At 46.1% G+C, this 15,108-nt stretch carries 14 protein-coding genes and 1 other RNA gene; 4 read left to right on the forward strand and 11 right to left on the reverse strand.

The annotated features are described in order from the left end of the window. Window position 1 precedes the first annotated feature (1 nt). The 10 genes from atpC to ffs form a co-directional block, all read right to left on the reverse strand. The gene (gene atpC, locus C6H04_RS02915) at window positions 2–364 is read right to left on the reverse strand and encodes an ATP synthase F1 subunit epsilon (protein ID WP_104696079.1); all 363 of its coding nucleotides are present in this window, start codon (window positions 362–364) and stop codon (window positions 2–4) included. A gap of 9 nt (window positions 365–373) precedes the next feature. Next, window positions 374–1,801: a F0F1 ATP synthase subunit beta gene (gene atpD / locus C6H04_RS02920; RefSeq protein WP_104696115.1), complete on the reverse strand. Its 1,428-nt coding sequence runs from the start codon at window positions 1,799–1,801 to the stop codon at window positions 374–376. 39 nt (window positions 1,802–1,840) lie between these two features. Continuing rightward, window positions 1,841–2,734 carry an ATP synthase F1 subunit gamma gene (atpG, locus tag C6H04_RS02925; RefSeq protein WP_104732279.1) on the reverse strand — a complete coding sequence of 298 codons (894 nt, stop codon included), beginning with the start codon at window positions 2,732–2,734 and terminating at the stop codon, window positions 1,841–1,843. Window position 2,735: 1 nt separating this feature from the next. After that, entirely contained in the window at window positions 2,736–4,241 is a 1,506-nt protein-coding gene (gene atpA / locus C6H04_RS02930) for a F0F1 ATP synthase subunit alpha (RefSeq protein ID WP_104696077.1), read from the reverse strand. A gap of 18 nt (window positions 4,242–4,259) precedes the next feature. Continuing rightward, window positions 4,260–4,778, reverse strand: a complete 519-nt coding sequence (locus C6H04_RS02935) for a F0F1 ATP synthase subunit delta (protein WP_104696076.1) — start codon at window positions 4,776–4,778, stop codon at window positions 4,260–4,262. Then, complete coding sequence (locus C6H04_RS02940; RefSeq protein ID WP_104732280.1) at window positions 4,775–5,299, reverse strand: F0F1 ATP synthase subunit B family protein; 525 nt, start codon at window positions 5,297–5,299, stop codon at window positions 4,775–4,777. Before C6H04_RS02940 ends, C6H04_RS02935 begins: the two co-directional genes overlap by 4 nt. A gap of 9 nt (window positions 5,300–5,308) precedes the next feature. Further along, complete coding sequence (locus tag C6H04_RS02945; protein WP_104696074.1) at window positions 5,309–5,734, reverse strand: F0F1 ATP synthase subunit B family protein; 426 nt, start codon at window positions 5,732–5,734, stop codon at window positions 5,309–5,311. 47 nt (window positions 5,735–5,781) lie between these two features. Further along, entirely contained in the window at window positions 5,782–6,402 is a 621-nt protein-coding gene (locus tag C6H04_RS02950) for a biotin--[acetyl-CoA-carboxylase] ligase (protein ID WP_104696073.1), read from the reverse strand. Continuing rightward, window positions 6,402–7,301, reverse strand: a complete 900-nt coding sequence (gene fmt / locus C6H04_RS02955; protein WP_104732281.1) for a methionyl-tRNA formyltransferase — start codon at window positions 7,299–7,301, stop codon at window positions 6,402–6,404. The genes C6H04_RS02950 and fmt overlap by 1 nt, the downstream gene beginning before the upstream one ends. Window positions 7,302–7,324: 23 nt before the next feature. Next, window positions 7,325–7,422: signal recognition particle sRNA small type (gene ffs, locus C6H04_RS08350), an RNA gene on the reverse strand. An 80-nt stretch (window positions 7,423–7,502) separates the two neighbouring features. On the opposite strand from ffs, the gene C6H04_RS02960 reads away from it, so the two are divergent. The 4 genes from C6H04_RS02960 (at window position 7,503) to C6H04_RS02975 (ending at window position 13,572) form a co-directional block, all read left to right on the forward strand. Continuing rightward, window positions 7,503–8,867, forward strand: a complete 1,365-nt coding sequence (locus C6H04_RS02960) for a COG3014 family protein (RefSeq protein WP_104732286.1) — start codon at window positions 7,503–7,505, stop codon at window positions 8,865–8,867. A gap of 277 nt (window positions 8,868–9,144) precedes the next feature. Then, window positions 9,145–11,199, forward strand: coding sequence for a carbon starvation CstA family protein (locus tag C6H04_RS02965; RefSeq protein WP_104732282.1), 2,055 nt, complete (start codon window positions 9,145–9,147; stop codon window positions 11,197–11,199). Window positions 11,200–11,245: 46 nt separating this feature from the next. After that, window positions 11,246–12,685: a type I glutamate--ammonia ligase gene (glnA, locus tag C6H04_RS02970; protein WP_104732283.1), complete on the forward strand. Its 1,440-nt coding sequence runs from the start codon at window positions 11,246–11,248 to the stop codon at window positions 12,683–12,685. Window positions 12,686–12,846: 161 nt separating this feature from the next. After that, on the forward strand, window positions 12,847–13,572 hold the full coding sequence (locus C6H04_RS02975; RefSeq protein WP_104696069.1) for an HpaA family protein: 726 nt from the start codon (window positions 12,847–12,849) through the stop codon (window positions 13,570–13,572). A 290-nt stretch (window positions 13,573–13,862) separates the two neighbouring features. Here C6H04_RS02975 and C6H04_RS02980 read toward each other — a convergent pair whose 3' ends face one another. Further along, window positions 13,863–14,867: an oxidoreductase gene (locus tag C6H04_RS02980; protein ID WP_104732284.1), complete on the reverse strand. Its 1,005-nt coding sequence runs from the start codon at window positions 14,865–14,867 to the stop codon at window positions 13,863–13,865. Window positions 14,868–15,108: the final 241 nt, after the last annotated feature.

Genomic DNA, 15,108 nt, shown 5'->3' on the forward strand with positions numbered 1-15,108 from the left:
CCTACCTCAAGCCACGCGTTTCAATACGCGCAATAACGCTAGAAATGGCGAGCCTATCAGCAGTGGCGTCCTCCAAGAGCTTTTTAGCCTTGTAAACTTCGTCATCACCTTTAATAAACACCGCCCCATCAGCTAAAATATCCACACTAGTATGCTTGACCTCTACATAACCCCAACTAATAGCAATTAAGCTGCTTTCCTGATTGCGTTCAATCTCAATCACCCCACTTTTTAGCAAGGACACCATATTGCTATGCCCCTCCAAGACTCCAAACTCTCCCTCTGCCCCGGGCAAGGTAATGCGATCCACTTCTCCTGAAAAAATCAACCCCTGGGGCACGACAATACTCACGACCAATCCCATGTCTGTCCTTTATGACGCGCTCTTTTTATCCTTGCTGCCCTCAGCTTTCATTTTCTCGTATTTTTCTACTACCTCTTGAATATTGCCCACCATGTAAAAAGCATTCTCGGGAATCTCATCGTATTTGCCCTCTAAAATCCCCCCAAAGCCTTCTAAACTTTCCTTTAAAGTCACATATTTCCCGGGACTGCCCGTAAAAACCTCCGCTACAAAGAAAGGCTGGGAGAGAAATTTTTCAATTTTACGCGCACGCTCAACAACTTTCTTATCTTCTTCAGAAAGCTCATCCATCCCCAAGATTGCGATGATATCTTGTAAATCCTTGTATTTTTGCAAGATTTGTTGGATACCAGTAGCCACGCGGTAATGCTCCTCACCAATGACTTGAGGGTCTAAAATCCTAGAGGTAGAATCTAAGGGGTCCACAGCCGGATAAATCCCCTTTTCAGCGATCTTGCGATTGAGCACCGTTGTGGCATCTAAATGCGCGAAGACTGAGGCAGGGGCTGGGTCCGTCAAGTCATCAGCCGGCACATAAACCGCCTGCACAGAAGTGATCGAGCCATTTTTTGTAGAGGTGATGCGCTCTTGAAGTTTACCCATTTCGCTCGCCAAAGTGGGCTGGTAACCCACGGCAGAGGGAATACGCCCTAGCAGAGCCGACATCTCTGCACCTGATTGGGCGTATCTAAAAATGTTGTCAATGAACATCAAAATGTCCAAGCCTTTTTGATCCCTAAAGTATTCGGCCATTGTTAGCCCTGTAAAGGCAATGCGATTTCTTGCCCCCGGAGGCTCATTCATCTGTCCATAGCAAAGCGCAACTTTGTCTAAAACTCCCCCTTCTTTCATCTCATGATAAAGGTCATTACCCTCTCTAGTGCGCTCACCCACGCCGGCAAAGACAGAATACCCGCTGTGTTTATAAGCCACATTATGGATGAGCTCCATAATAATAACGGTTTTGCCCACTCCCGCCCCTCCAAACAATCCAACCTTACCTCCCTTAGAATAAGGAGCGAGCAAGTCCACAACCTTAATCCCTGTTTCGAACATCTCCGTTTTGGTGCTCTGTTGATCGAAAGAAGGCGCATTTCTATGGATAGGCCAAGTGGTGGGTTCTTTCAAGGGTTCGCCCTCGTCGATCACCTCTCCCACCACATTGAAAATACGCCCCAGCACCTCTTCGCCCACGGGTACCTCAATCATTTTGCCCCGCGCAACAACCTTCTGCCCTCGTGTAAGGCCCTCCGTCATGTCCATAGCAATGGTGCGCACACGATTATCTCCTAAGTGTGCCGCCACCTCTAAAACAAGATTTTTACTCTCTCCCTCAAAATCGTAAACGATGTCCAAGGCTTCGTAAATAGCGGGTAAGTAGTCTTCAAAATCCACATCCACTACGGGTCCCATGATCTGTATGATCTTCCCCTCCATAGTTCCCGTGTTTTCTACCATCTTCTCCATGTTACTCCTTTATTTAATCGCCTCTACGCCAGCATTGATCTCTACAAGCTCCGTGGTGATCGCTTCCTGACGGGCCTTGTTGTAAGAAATTGTCAAACTCCTGACCAAATCGGCGGCATTATTTGTCGCGGTGTCCATAGCCTGCATGCGCGCGCTATGCTCTGCAGCCAACGAATCCAACAAGGCATAGTACATGCTAAAGTCGATAAATTTCTTAGCTAAAGCATCTAAAATAACCCCCTCTTCATCATCTGGCTCTACTACAATGCCCTCTTGGGTATCTGGGCTCACTTCCGCAAAATCTAAGGGCAGAATCTGTTGCACGCGCAATTCCTGTGAAATCATATTCTTAAAGCCATTGTGAATGATCACCACGCTATCTGTCAAGCCATTGAGATAATCCTGCACCGCTCTATCAATAAAAACGCTTGCCCTCTCATAATCAGGGGCTGAACTTAGATCGATTGCTTTGTCCAGCAAATCAATCCCATTGTATGTAAAATACGCCACGCCTTTCTTGCCAATCCCTCTTAAACGCACCTTAATACCCTGCGCTTGGTAGCGATTAATGAAGCGCAAGACTTCCTTAATAGTCGTCATGTTGAACCCCCCACATAACCCTTTGTCTGCTGTCACAAAAACAATATCCAGTTTTTGAATGGCGGGGTGTTCGAGCTGGGCAAAATACTTGCTCTCAATGCCCTTAACATTGCGCGCCTTGATCTTGGCGCAAATATCTCCCACAACTTCCGTGAGTTTCTGGGCAAATACCCTAGAACGCTTGGCAACTTCCTCTGTCTTTTTGAGCTTGGAGGTAGATACCAGCTTCATAGCGCGGGTAGTCTTTTGAGTGTTCTTGACACTGACGATTTTTTTTCGAATATCCTTGAGACTTCCACCCATCTTAGAAGCCTAGTTTAAATTCTTCAATCGCCACTTTGAGTGCCGCTTCTAAGTCCTTATCTAAGGCCTTTTTAGTGCGGATATCCTCTAAGACATTGGGGTATTTGGATTCCAAAAAGGGATAAAGCCTTTCCTCGAAAGCAACCACTTTATTAGTTGGCACATCGTCTAAAAACCCTTTTACACCCGCATAAATCATCACAATTTGCTTTTCAATGGGCAGGGGAGAATAGGGGGGTTGTTTGAGCACTTCCACCATACGCTGTCCGCGATCGAGCTGCTTGCGGCTAGCCTCATCAAGATCGGAGGCGAACTGGGCGAAAGCTTGTAATTCGCGGTATTGCGCTAAATCCAAGCGCAAAGTGCCCGCCACCTGTTTAGTGCCTTTGATTTGGGCTGCCCCGCCTACCCTAGAAACGGACAGACCCACATTGATCGCCGGGCGGATACCCGAATAGAATAGATCGGTTTCCAAGAAAATCTGTCCGTCTGTGATTGAAATTACATTAGTGGGGATATAGGCAGATACATCGCCTGCTTGGGTTTCAATAATCGGCAAAGCAGTCAGAGAGCCCGCACCCTTTTCATCGCTCATTTTAGCCGCACGCTCTAACAACCTAGAGTGAATGTAGAACACATCTCCAGGGAAGGCTTCGCGCCCAGGAGGGCGGCGCAAGATCAGAGAAATCTCACGATACGCCACAGCGTGTTTGCTCAGATCATCGTAAATAATCAAGGCATGTCTGCCATGATCCCTGAAATACTCCCCAATGGTGACTCCAGCATAGGGGGCTAGATACTGCATAGCAGGAGAAGCCGAAGCAGGGGCATTCACCACCACGCTATACTCCATCGCGCCGTATTCCTCTAATTTGCGCACCACCTGAGCTACCGTGGATTCCTTTTGCCCAATGGCAACATAAATACAGATCACATTCTGATCTTTTTGATTGATAATGGTATCGATGGCAACAGTGGTTTTACCTGTTTGTTTGTCCCCAATGATGAGCTCACGCTGCCCGCGCCCGATGGGCACAAGCGCATCAATGGCTTTAATACCTGTTTGCAATGGCTCATGCACGGATTTACGATCCATGATTCCGGGGGCTTTTTGCTCTACAAATCTAAATTCCTCTGCGCCAATAGGTCCTTTGCCATCAATGGGTTCGCCCAAGGTATTGATCACGCGTCCTACTACCGCATCGCCTACAGGCACTTTCATCAACTGCTTGGTGCGTTTAACACTTGTACCTTCTTTAATATCTTTCCCACTTCCCAGGACAATCACCCCGATACTACCCTCTTCTAGGTTAGAAGCTAGTCCACGATCGCCCGTGTCAAACTCTACGACCTCATAAGACATCACATCTTTAAGTCCATACACTTTAGCAACCCCATCGGCATAAGCAATCACCTTACCTACTTGGGTAATATTGATGTCAGGGGCAAAGCTCTCAATTCTCTCTTTGATAATTGCGCTGATCTCTTCGGCTTTTAGTTTTAACACCTACTCTCCTTGTGAAATTTAAACCGCTTCCATGATGAAGTACTTGAGCTGACGGAAGAAATGCTCTTTGTAAAAAGCCACTTCCACACCTAAATCGGGGATTTCAAGGCGAATGCCCTCATGTTCTGTCCACACGCTCTCCAAACTCAAAGTAATCCCCAGACGCTTGGCAACCTGTGTCTCGAGCGCGCGCAAATCCCCTATTTCTTGATTGCAGTAAAGGTAACCTTTGTAGGCATTTTTCTGCTTTTGTACCCATGCACATAACTCATGGTAAATTTCTGGCAAGCACAGCAAACGCCTATGATCACCCATGACTTCTAGCAGGTGCTGTAAGCGCGTATCCTCATCTTTTAAAGCATCGCTCAAGAATTTTTGTTTAACAACACGCGAGTAATAGGGAGATTGCAAGAATTCTATAAAGTCTGGAGATGTATAGAGCACACAGACACGCTCCAAGGCCTCCATGGCCCTTTGTAAATCATCGCCAAAACTCTCCCTAAGTGCCCGAGCATACTTCTTTGCCACAAGACTCATCCCGCCACCTTATCTTGGAGTAAGTGTACATAAGTGGAAGCGTCGAAACCAGCTTGCTCAGTTTTGAAGAGAGTATCCAAGAGTTCCGCAACGACCTCTTGTTGGATTTTTAACATCTCTTTATCTCTCGTATTCTGATTGTCTTTGATCAGTTTTTCAATAACATTCTTAGCTTGCTGTTCGTATCTCTGCTCCAACAAGAAGGCTTCTTGTTTGGCGCCAGAAATGATCTGATTAGCCTCTTGCTTGGCTCGCTCCAAGGTCTTAAGCGCGCGCTCCTTTTCCTCCTTGATGGTTTGGCGTTGTTCTTGCAGGGCACTCAACTTGCTCGCAATTTTAGCACGCCTCTGCTCCAGCATGCGTTTCAAGCTCCCACTAATGAAATACCAAACCAAAGCCACAAATAGGACAAAGTTCACAACCCTCAAGACAATATCTGTCTGAGAGATATCATGCCCTCCAGCACCCCACAAAAACGCCCCCCCACACAATAAGAATCCGAGTAACGCACGCTGTACCAAGTTTTGTTCCTACATTTGAGATATTTTCTGTCGCAAAGACATCTCCAAGGCGGGCAAATTCTGGTTTAATTGTAATTGCAATTCACTTTTACTTTCCTTTAGACCTTGCATAAAAATCTCTAGTTCTTTCTGCAGATCGCTCTCCTTTTGGGCGAGCACATTTTCATAATCCTCCCTGGCTTTTTGTAAGCTATCTTGGAGAATCGTATTGGCTTGGAGTCGCGCCTCTCTGAGTAAACGATCAGCCTCTTGCTTTAAGTGCGCGATCTCCTGGGTAGTTTTTTCGATGAAAGCCCCATCCTGTCCCATAGAGCCCTCTCGTGTGTCCATGTTAGTCAACATGGGCTTGTAAATCCACACATGAGAGAACCACATGAGCAACACAAAAGTCACAAACACTACCAACATCAAATATAGGTTAATCGAAATATCCACGCTTGATCCTTGCCTAAAGGGGCGATTCTAACAAAGCTTTGCTTAAATCACCTAGCCCCGTAATAGACCTGCTCTCCAATCTGTAAACCTCCATCTTCCAAAATCACAGCATCACGCAAAGGAACTTTGAGTCCCCCATGGTGGAAGAAGCCATGATGGTGTGCCTTAAATTCTAGGCGATAAGCCTCTAACACTTCTGACCACCCAATGCGCTCTTGAACGCGTGCCAAAAATCTCTGTAATAACGCGTCTTTATCCACGATCCCCAGTGCACCATAGCGTTCTGCCCTAAGATTAAGGCCAATCCCACAGATCAGAGTATCGCGCATCATTTGACTCATCACTCCCCCGATTTTATCACCTCCAAGATAGAGATCATTGGGCCACTTGAGCCATACCCGTGCATTGTCCAAACTTTCTTTGAAAAGAAAACCAAAATACACGCTCCAACTCTGTTTGGGCACATCGTGAGGCAGAGTTCGTATTTTCATTGCAAAGGAAAAAGTCAAGCCCTCCTCTACCTGCTCCCACGCGCAACCGCGACTCCCCACTCCTGCACTCTGCACTTTGGCAACCACACATATGGGTAACGCAATCGTGTTCTGCCTGATCTGTTCGGCTAGGTAAACCTGTGTGGAAGGCAGATGCTCAAATGACAAAATCCGCATTATGTTAATACACTTCCCAGTTTGAGGCGTTTACCACTCACATAGCTTTTAGCACAGATTCTCTGCTTGCCGGGGGCTTGCAGGTGTGCAATTTTAAGGATTCCCCGAGCACAACCCACCAGCACACTTTCTTGATCGAAACCTAAAAGGCTTCCTAGTTCATGCACGCTCTGCTCATCCAGCAATTCTACGCCAAAGAGTTTGAGTCCACTTGCCAAAAACACCCCAGGCCAAGGGTCATAGGCTAGGGCTTTTAAAAACACTTCTTTAGCATTGTGAAATGCAACTAATCCGTCCTGCTTGAGAATTTTGGCACAATAACTTGCTTGAGCATGATCTTGAGCGATGGGGTTAAAGGGTTGTTTCAAAATATCGCTGAGTAATTGAGCCCCCAGGGGAGCCAAAAGCGCGCTCAACTCTGGCGCACTTAGATAGCGTTCTTTGGGCATGCGTGCAGTACCCAAAATATCTCCTGCGTCCATCTGTGCGTTCATGGCAATCACGCTCACTCCAAATTCTGGTACATCTTTTAAAATCATTTCCTGGATGGGTGATGCTCCTCTGAATTGGGGCAAAATCGAGCCATGCAAGTTCAAACAAGGCGCAATGTCCAGCAGAGTTTGGGGGAGAATTTTGCCATAAGCGACCACGACGATTGCATCAGGTTTAAGGGCAGCTATTGTCTCAATCATAGAAGTATCTAACTTGATTGGTTCGAAAATGGGAATATGCGGATGGGTGCGTTGCAAGAACTCTTTGGTGGCAGAGTGCTTGAGTTTTTGGGTGCGCCCAAAAGGTTTGCTAGGTTGTGTAAAAAGGGCAACGATGTCAAAGTGATCTAAGAGATAATCCAGGACAATTCGGGCAAAGGGGGAAGTTCCCATGAAAATTAAACGCATGTGTCATTCTCAATGAAGATCGCCTTTCCCCAGATGGCTAAGGCACACAAAATGCCAAGCTGCTCTGCTGTGTTTCCACCCTGAAGCGTTGACTTAACACTCTATTGCATAGGTCTGAAAAAAGGCAAGCCCGATTCTAGCACAATATTGCTTATGCTCTGATAAATCTGATAGAATAAGATCTAAGGAGAGCATGTGAAAATGTGGCGTTATTGTTATGCAATCTTGATTGTATTATTCTTTGCGGGCTGCACAGGGCATCGTTCAGAATTCGCTCGTTTTGATCGTGCATATTATTCTCCTCTTGGCATGCAAAATGCTTATCTCTTTTCCACACAAATGAGCACTAAAGATCATAAAGATGGTTCGCTTTGGGATTTACAAAGGGGCATGAGCGCATTGATGTTGGGACAGTATAAGGATTCCATCAGTGCGCTCGATGCGGCAGAAACCCTGTATAATCACCACATTAATTTATTCAACAAATCTATGAGCAATGTAGGTGCGGTGCTGGTCAATGACAATGTCAAGACTTATATAGGCAGTATCTATGAGAGTGTGCTCATGAATTATTATAAAGCCATGGACTACATGCTCATAGGCGATCCAGCAAATGCACGCGTGGAGTTTAACCGCGCCAATGATAGGCAGCGGCGCGCCAAGGAATTTTACTACAAACAAATCCAAAAAGCCATCGAGAAGATGCGCGAAAAGGGGTCTGCCAGACTGAGTGCACAGGATTCCGAATCGAAAGTCCAAGAAGTGCTGAGTGAAAACTATTCTAATTTGGACCGCTTTGCCGCTTATAGTGATTTAATTAACCCAGCCGTTTCTTATCTCTCGGGATTGTTTTTTGCCCTAAATAGTGAGCGCGCTAAAGGGGTAGACTATCTCAAGGAGGCGTATGGCATCAGCCATGCTATCAGCATCGGTGAAGATTTGCTATTTTTTCAGCACCCTTCTGAACAAAAATTCACATGGATTTTCATTGAAGATGGCAAACAAGCCACCAAGCAGGAGTTTAAGATTACCCTCCCTATTCCCATTCCTGAAGGGATTTACACGGCAAGTTTAGCTCTACCCCAGCTGGTAGATGGCACGGACTTTCACAGCAATTTCAGTTTGAGCACAGCGCACCAACAGCGCAATTTTGAAGAGCTAGTTCTCTTAGACGGATTAATTGGGAATGAATTTAAAAAACAACTGCCCTACATCATTACCCGTGCAATCACTTCCACAGTCTTAAAAGTAGGGTTAGAGGCCATTTCCAACCAATATCTAGGCGTTTTGGGAGGCTTGTTTTCCTCGCTCTACGCTGCAGTGAGTACCTCTGCGGATATTCGTTCCCCTACGATTTTCCCACATAAAATCTACATAGCGCGCGTGAACAATGCCTCTGGCGAGCAGGTGCATATTCGAGCAGATGACCAGGATATTTACAACTTCACTTTCGTGGAATGCCACGGTGCTGTGCCTCTATCTCCCAACACTTTCTGTGTTAATAAGCATAATATTATTTACATCCGTAGCTTTGGCTATACCAGTATCGCTAAGGCCTTATGGTAGAAGTTTTTGTGACAAGATAGCTCCTACATTACCTCAAAACTCAATGAGCGAGTCTTTGATGATTAGAAACTCATACATACCTCCTCTACCTCATATAAGTCCAAAGAGGCGTAAACTTTTGGCATACTTCCCAAGAGGGTTGTGCTATCTCAAAATTTGGTTGCTAGTCACTCTGGCTTTTCCTCTTTTTTAGAGTTGGTAATCCCCATGGCGGGCATTAGAGGTTGACGCTAACACAGCGTCTTATAGTGCGCATGGTAACAAATAAGGGAGTTGCATGAAGAAAGCGTTGGGTAATTTGGGTTGGGGTCTTGTAGCCATCGTGGGTGCAGTATGCTTGGGGGTGTTGGCCTTACACAAGGGCGAGAGCATTAACACGCTTTGGCTGGTGTGTGCTGCTATTTGTATCTATTCTTTAGGTTATCGTTTTTACAGCCATTTTGTCGCTTATAGAGTGTTATGTTTAGATGATACGCGCCTAACTCCTGCCTGCATCCGCAATGATGGACGCGATTATGTTCCTACCAATAAAGCTATCACCTTTGGACATCATTTTGCAGCCATTGCGGGGGCAGGGCCCTTAGTGGGGCCTATTTTAGCCGCCCAAATGGGGTATTTGCCCTCGGTTCTCTGGATTTTAATTGGGAGCGTGCTGGGGGGCTGTGTGCACGATTTTGTGGTGTTATTTGTCTCAATGCGCCGCAATGGAAAATCTCTAGGTGAGATGGTCAAGGAAGAGATGGGAGCGTTGGTAGGCTGGTTTGCGATGTTGGGGATTTTAGGGATCATGATCATCATCATTGCAATTTTAGCGATGGTGGTGGTCAAGGCCCTAGCCCACTCCCCATGGGGGCTTTTTACGATCGCCTGCACCATTCCCATCGCCATTTTCATGGGACTTTACATGCGCTTTTTCAGAGCGAAAGTGCTAGAGAGCTCTTTACTAGGTTTTGCGCTCTTACTCTTGGCGATTTATTATGGCAAAATCGTGGCCAATGATCCTCTGTTAGCTTCTTACTTCACTCTCTCAGAGGGCACGCTAGCATGGCTCATTATCGCTTATGGGTTCATCGCTTCCATTTTGCCCGTGTGGTTCTTGCTAGCTCCTAGGGATTATTTGAGCACCTTTTTAAAAATTGGCGTGATTTTGGTGTTGGCTTTGGCGATTATCTTTGTCGCTCCGCCCTTGCAAATCCCCAAATTAACGCATTTTGTCGATGGAAGCGGACCGGTGTTTGCTGGCGCGCTTTTTCCTTTTCTCTTTATCACCATTGCTTGTGGGACGATTAGTGGTTTTCACGCCCTGATCGCTTCAGGCACCACCCCTAAGATGATTGCCAAGGAGAGTCATGCGCGTCTTGTAGGCTATGGTTCTATGGTGATGGAATCCGCGGTGGCCATCATGGCCTTACTCATGGCTGCCATCTTGCACCCTGGGCTATATTTTGCCATCAACGCGCCCCAAAGCACAATTGGGAGCGACATCACAGAAGCGGCCAAGGTGATCAGCTCTTGGGGTTTCTCCATTAGTAAGGAAGAGATAGAGAATATCACCAAAAACATCGGTGAACAAACTATTTTGAGTCGCACGGGGGGCGCGCCCACTTTTGCTATTGGACTGAGCATGGTGGTTTACCAACTCCTGGGTGATCCCAGTGTGATGGCTTTTTGGTATCACTTTGCTATTCTCTTTGAAGCCTTGTTTATTCTCACAGCTGTGGATGCGGGCACACGCACGGCTCGCTTCATGATCCAAGACATTTTGGGTAATCTCTACAAGCCTCTGGGCAATACACAATCCTATGGCGCGGGGATTTTTGCCACTCTGCTATGTGTAGCTCTTTGGGGGCATTTTGTGCACCAAGCCACCATTGACCCAAAGGGAGGCATTTACACGCTCTGGCCCCTTTTTGGAGTGAGCAACCAAATGCTAGCTGGCATGGCACTTTTGCTGGGCACAACCATTCTCTTTAAAATGCAACGCTTTAAATACGCGCTGGTAACAGCAATCCCTGCGGTCTTAATTTTAGGGATCACCTTTTATAGTGGGATATTAAAGGTGCTGCCTAGGGGGAGTGATAGCGTGTTAAACCATGTATCCCACGTTGCCACTGCCCAGATTCTCTTAGAAAAACTCGCTCACACTAATGACCCCAAGCAAATTGATCTGCTCAAGCAATCCATCGCTAACCACAGCATTGACGCAGTCCTGTGTATTTTTTTCATGGTGGTCGCGCTGATGGTGTTAGTGGCAAGCGTGCGCATTTGTTATCGTGCATGGCGTGGCGTGATTAACCCACCCTTGGCAGAAAGTCCCCCCGCGCACGCTTGATTTTAGTCTTTTATGTTACAATGCGCAAAAAAATACAAGGTGGTCAATGGAACTTCATAACAGCGATGCAGATGTGCAAAAATTCCTGGATTTTTGCAAAGAGAAAGAAGTGGAATTTGTGGATTTTAGGTTTACTGATGTAAAAGGCACTTGGAATCACATCGGGTATTCTTTTTCCAGTGTGGATCGGGATTTATTGCAACATGGTATCCCCTTTGATGCGAGTTGCTTTAAGGCATGGCAGAGCATTGACAAATCGGACATGATTTTACAGCCTGATTTGGTGCGTTACTTCATTGACCCCTTCAGTGCGGACATCACCGTAGTTGTGTTTTGCGATGTGTGGGACATTTACAAGCAACAAGAATACGAAAAATGCCCTAGGGTAATTGCCAAGCGCGCCTTAAAACACCTGCAAGAGAGTGGACTAGGGGACATGGTTTACTTTGGGGCTGAGAATGAGTTTTTCATCTTTGATTCTATCAAGATGAAAGGGGATGTGAATTGCCAATACTACGAGATTGATAGTGAAGAGGGAGAGTGGAATCGCGATCGCAGCTTTGAGGGCGGGGTGAATTTTGGGCATCGCACTGGGCGTAAGGGTGGGTATTTGCCAACCCCTCCCACAGACACCATGATGGACTTGCGCGCCGAGATTGTCAAGGTGTTAAATCAGGTAGGACTAGAAACCTATGTGGTGCATCACGAGTTAGCCCAGGCACAAGGGGAGATCGGGGTGCGTTTTGGTACTCTGGTAGAGGCCGCTGACAATGTCCAAAAGCTCAAGTATGTGGTGAAAATGGTTGCCCATCTCAATGGCAAAACCGCCACTTTCATGCCCAAGCCCCTTTATGGGGATAATGGGAGTGGAATGCACACCCATGTGAGCGTTTGGAAAGGGGGTGAAAACCTCTTTTGTGGAGATGTTTACAAGAATCTCAGCCAAATGGCATTGTATTTTTTAGGTGGGGTGTTGAAACACGCTAGGAGTCTAGCTGCCTTCACTAACGCCTCTAGCAATTCTTACAAACGCTTGATCCCCGGGTATGAAGCCCCCTCAATTCTGACCTATTCAGCACAAAATCGCAGCGCAAGCGTGCGCATTCCCTATGGGGTGAGTGGCAAGGCAACCCGTTTTGAATTGCGCTTTCCGGATAATTCTTCTAACCCCTACTTGGCCTTTGCGGCGATCTTGATGGCTGGCTTAGATGGGGTGTATACTAAAAGCGATCCAGGTGCCCCGATGGACATGAACCTTTTCAAACTCACCTTGGATGAGATCAGAGATCAGGGCATTAAACAGCTACCTCATACCTTGCGCAGTGCCCTAGAGGAAATGTTAGCCCATAAGGACTACTTGAAAAAGGGTTCGGTTTTTAGTGAGGAATTTATCCAAGCTTACCAGAGTTTCAAATTCAAATCTGAAGTCTTCCCTTGGGAGAGCAAACCCCACCCCTTTGAATTTGAAACCACTTATTCTTGCTGATGGCCAGGCGTAGAAGGGGCGCATCTTTTTGGGACAGCCGCAAAAAATTTAACTTGGTGATGCGCATGCTTAAGTTAGCGATGCGCTTCTTAAAAAAGCGCTAATCATGGTATTAACCATTTTAAGCTAGCATAGAAAGATTTTTTAAAAAAAGGATTCATATGTACAAAAAGATTGTGTTGTGTTCGCTTTTAGGAATCTCTGCAGTCGCACAGGCAGCCAACAAGGAGACACGCCATGTTGAGGGTGTTTATACCTATGATTTGCACGAGGATGCGCAGCCAAAAAACCACTATACTTTAGCCCTAGCACCTCTTGCGCTCAACTTCAGTGAAAATGTGCCCAGTGTTTTGCGAGATAAATTCAAGACATCTCTACAAAAGCAGCTCACTGAGATGTTAGAAAAACGGGGTTTCTCGGTTATCAGGGCATCTTTAAGTGACCTGAATGCAACACAGAAGGCGGATGTTTTTGCAGTGGTCAATGTGGGTGCGTTTGTGAATATTTTGGAAGATACAGACATGAAGCTCTCTGGCAATAACCAGGGTATCGAAGAGGATGTCACAGATCTATCAGCAGGCTTCTTGCGCCTTAAGCTCATTGAACCTAAAAGCGGTAGTGCTTTTCACATGGCCAGTATAGAGTTGCCCGATTTCAAGGTTAAAGCCCATGTGCGTGTGAGTCGACAGCGCACCAGTTCGGGTGGCTTTATGCCCATAAGTCAAACCACAGTTATACGGGGTGAGAAGTTTGAGGAAAATGTGAATCGAGTCCTATCCAAGGTCTACGCCAAAAGCATGCAAAAACTCTCCCAAGACCTGATCCCCCAGAATTTTAAACCTTACGAGCATTTGGTTGAGAATTTTAAACGCGCTCAAGCGCACTAAAATATTCCCTAATCATTCTTGGCAGAAATCCCACTTTTTACCTCTTAGTTGGGGCATCAGCCCCTAGAGTAAAAACCATAAGACTTCTTGGAAGGTAGGTTTTGAGATACCACGATCCCATGGGGAGCGATCCCCTAGCTTCTAGTTATGGGGAGCGTGTCAAAGATTGGTGTTCCCAATTTTGGAGGCTCTCAGATAATATGGAAAGTTGATCGCATAAATCTATAGTCCCTTGCGGTTCAAAGTGCACCTAAAAAAACCTCAAATCATCTACAAGCTCAATTAGATAGTTAGTAAAACATGCGGGCATAGGGTTCAGGGATTTTAATTTCTTGCCCTAATGTATGGGCTGCATTCAGACACCAAAAGGGATTTTGCAATAAGGCACGACCTAGAAAGATTGCATCCACACACCCATTAGAGATGATTTTTTGCGCCATGTGTGGGCTATCGATCATGCCTCCCCCTATTGTAGGCTTATTAAGCGCTTCTTTCAAAAACATTGCATGGGGGATTTGGTAACCCGGATAGGGCTTAATTTGCTGTCCTTTCACCACACCTCCGCTACTCACATCCAAGGCATCATATAAGAGATTAAGCGGCTCAAGCAGAGTTACCATTTTCTCAGGAGTATTACCCTGTGGATGGTGATCTGTAGCCGAAATACGCAACAACAGGGGCAAATCTGTAGCTGTCTTAATAGCCTCTAAGATTTCTTGCAATAACAAGGCCCGTTGTTTGCCATAAATATCGTCCCTTTGGTTACTCAAAGGGGATAAAAAACTGCTAAGTAGATACCCATGTGCGGCATGGATCTCAAGCGCGTCAAAGCCTGCTTGTTTAGCCCTCATGGCAGCCTGTTTAAAGTCCAAAATCACGCGTGCAATGTCTGCTTGATCCATTTCCTCAGGTGTGGGACCTTCTGTGCTAAAGGGCAGACTTGAGGGGGCTAAAAGGGGGGTATTTGGCATGCCCTTGCGTCCGGCATGGCCAATTTGCAAGGCCACTTTAGAGTCGTATTTATGGCATTCTGCAACAATTTTGGCCAAACCCTCCACATGCCCCTCTTTGTAGATGCCTAAATCTCGTGTATCGATTCTAGCCTCTGCACTCACAGCTGCTACTTCCAAAATAATCAGTCCGACTTGCCCAATCGCTCGGGCTGTGTAGTGATGTGTGTGCCATGTGTTTGTGTAACCATTTTCTGCGCTGTATTGATCCATCGGCGCCATCACTACCCGGTTTTTTAATTCTAAACCTTTAATATTCCATGGACTGAATAATGTATTTTTCATGGGTTTTCCTTGTTCCAAAAATGGACGCGAACGCCCACATCAATTCTTGTTGACACACCCCTTTAAAGATTGTGTCATCTCAAAATCCATCTGCTAAAAGGCCTACGCCAAGAGTCGATGCTCCAACTCTTACGCATAGCGCCTTTTATGTTTATAACACAAATTTGCCACATGCAGCTAACTATCCCCATAACTTTAAACTTGCGGGCTTTAGAGCATAGGAGCTAGGAACAAAAGCATC

The sequence above is a fragment of the Helicobacter salomonis genome (genome assembly GCF_900197775.1).
Classification (GTDB): Bacteria; Campylobacterota; Campylobacteria; order Campylobacterales; family Helicobacteraceae; genus Helicobacter; species Helicobacter salomonis.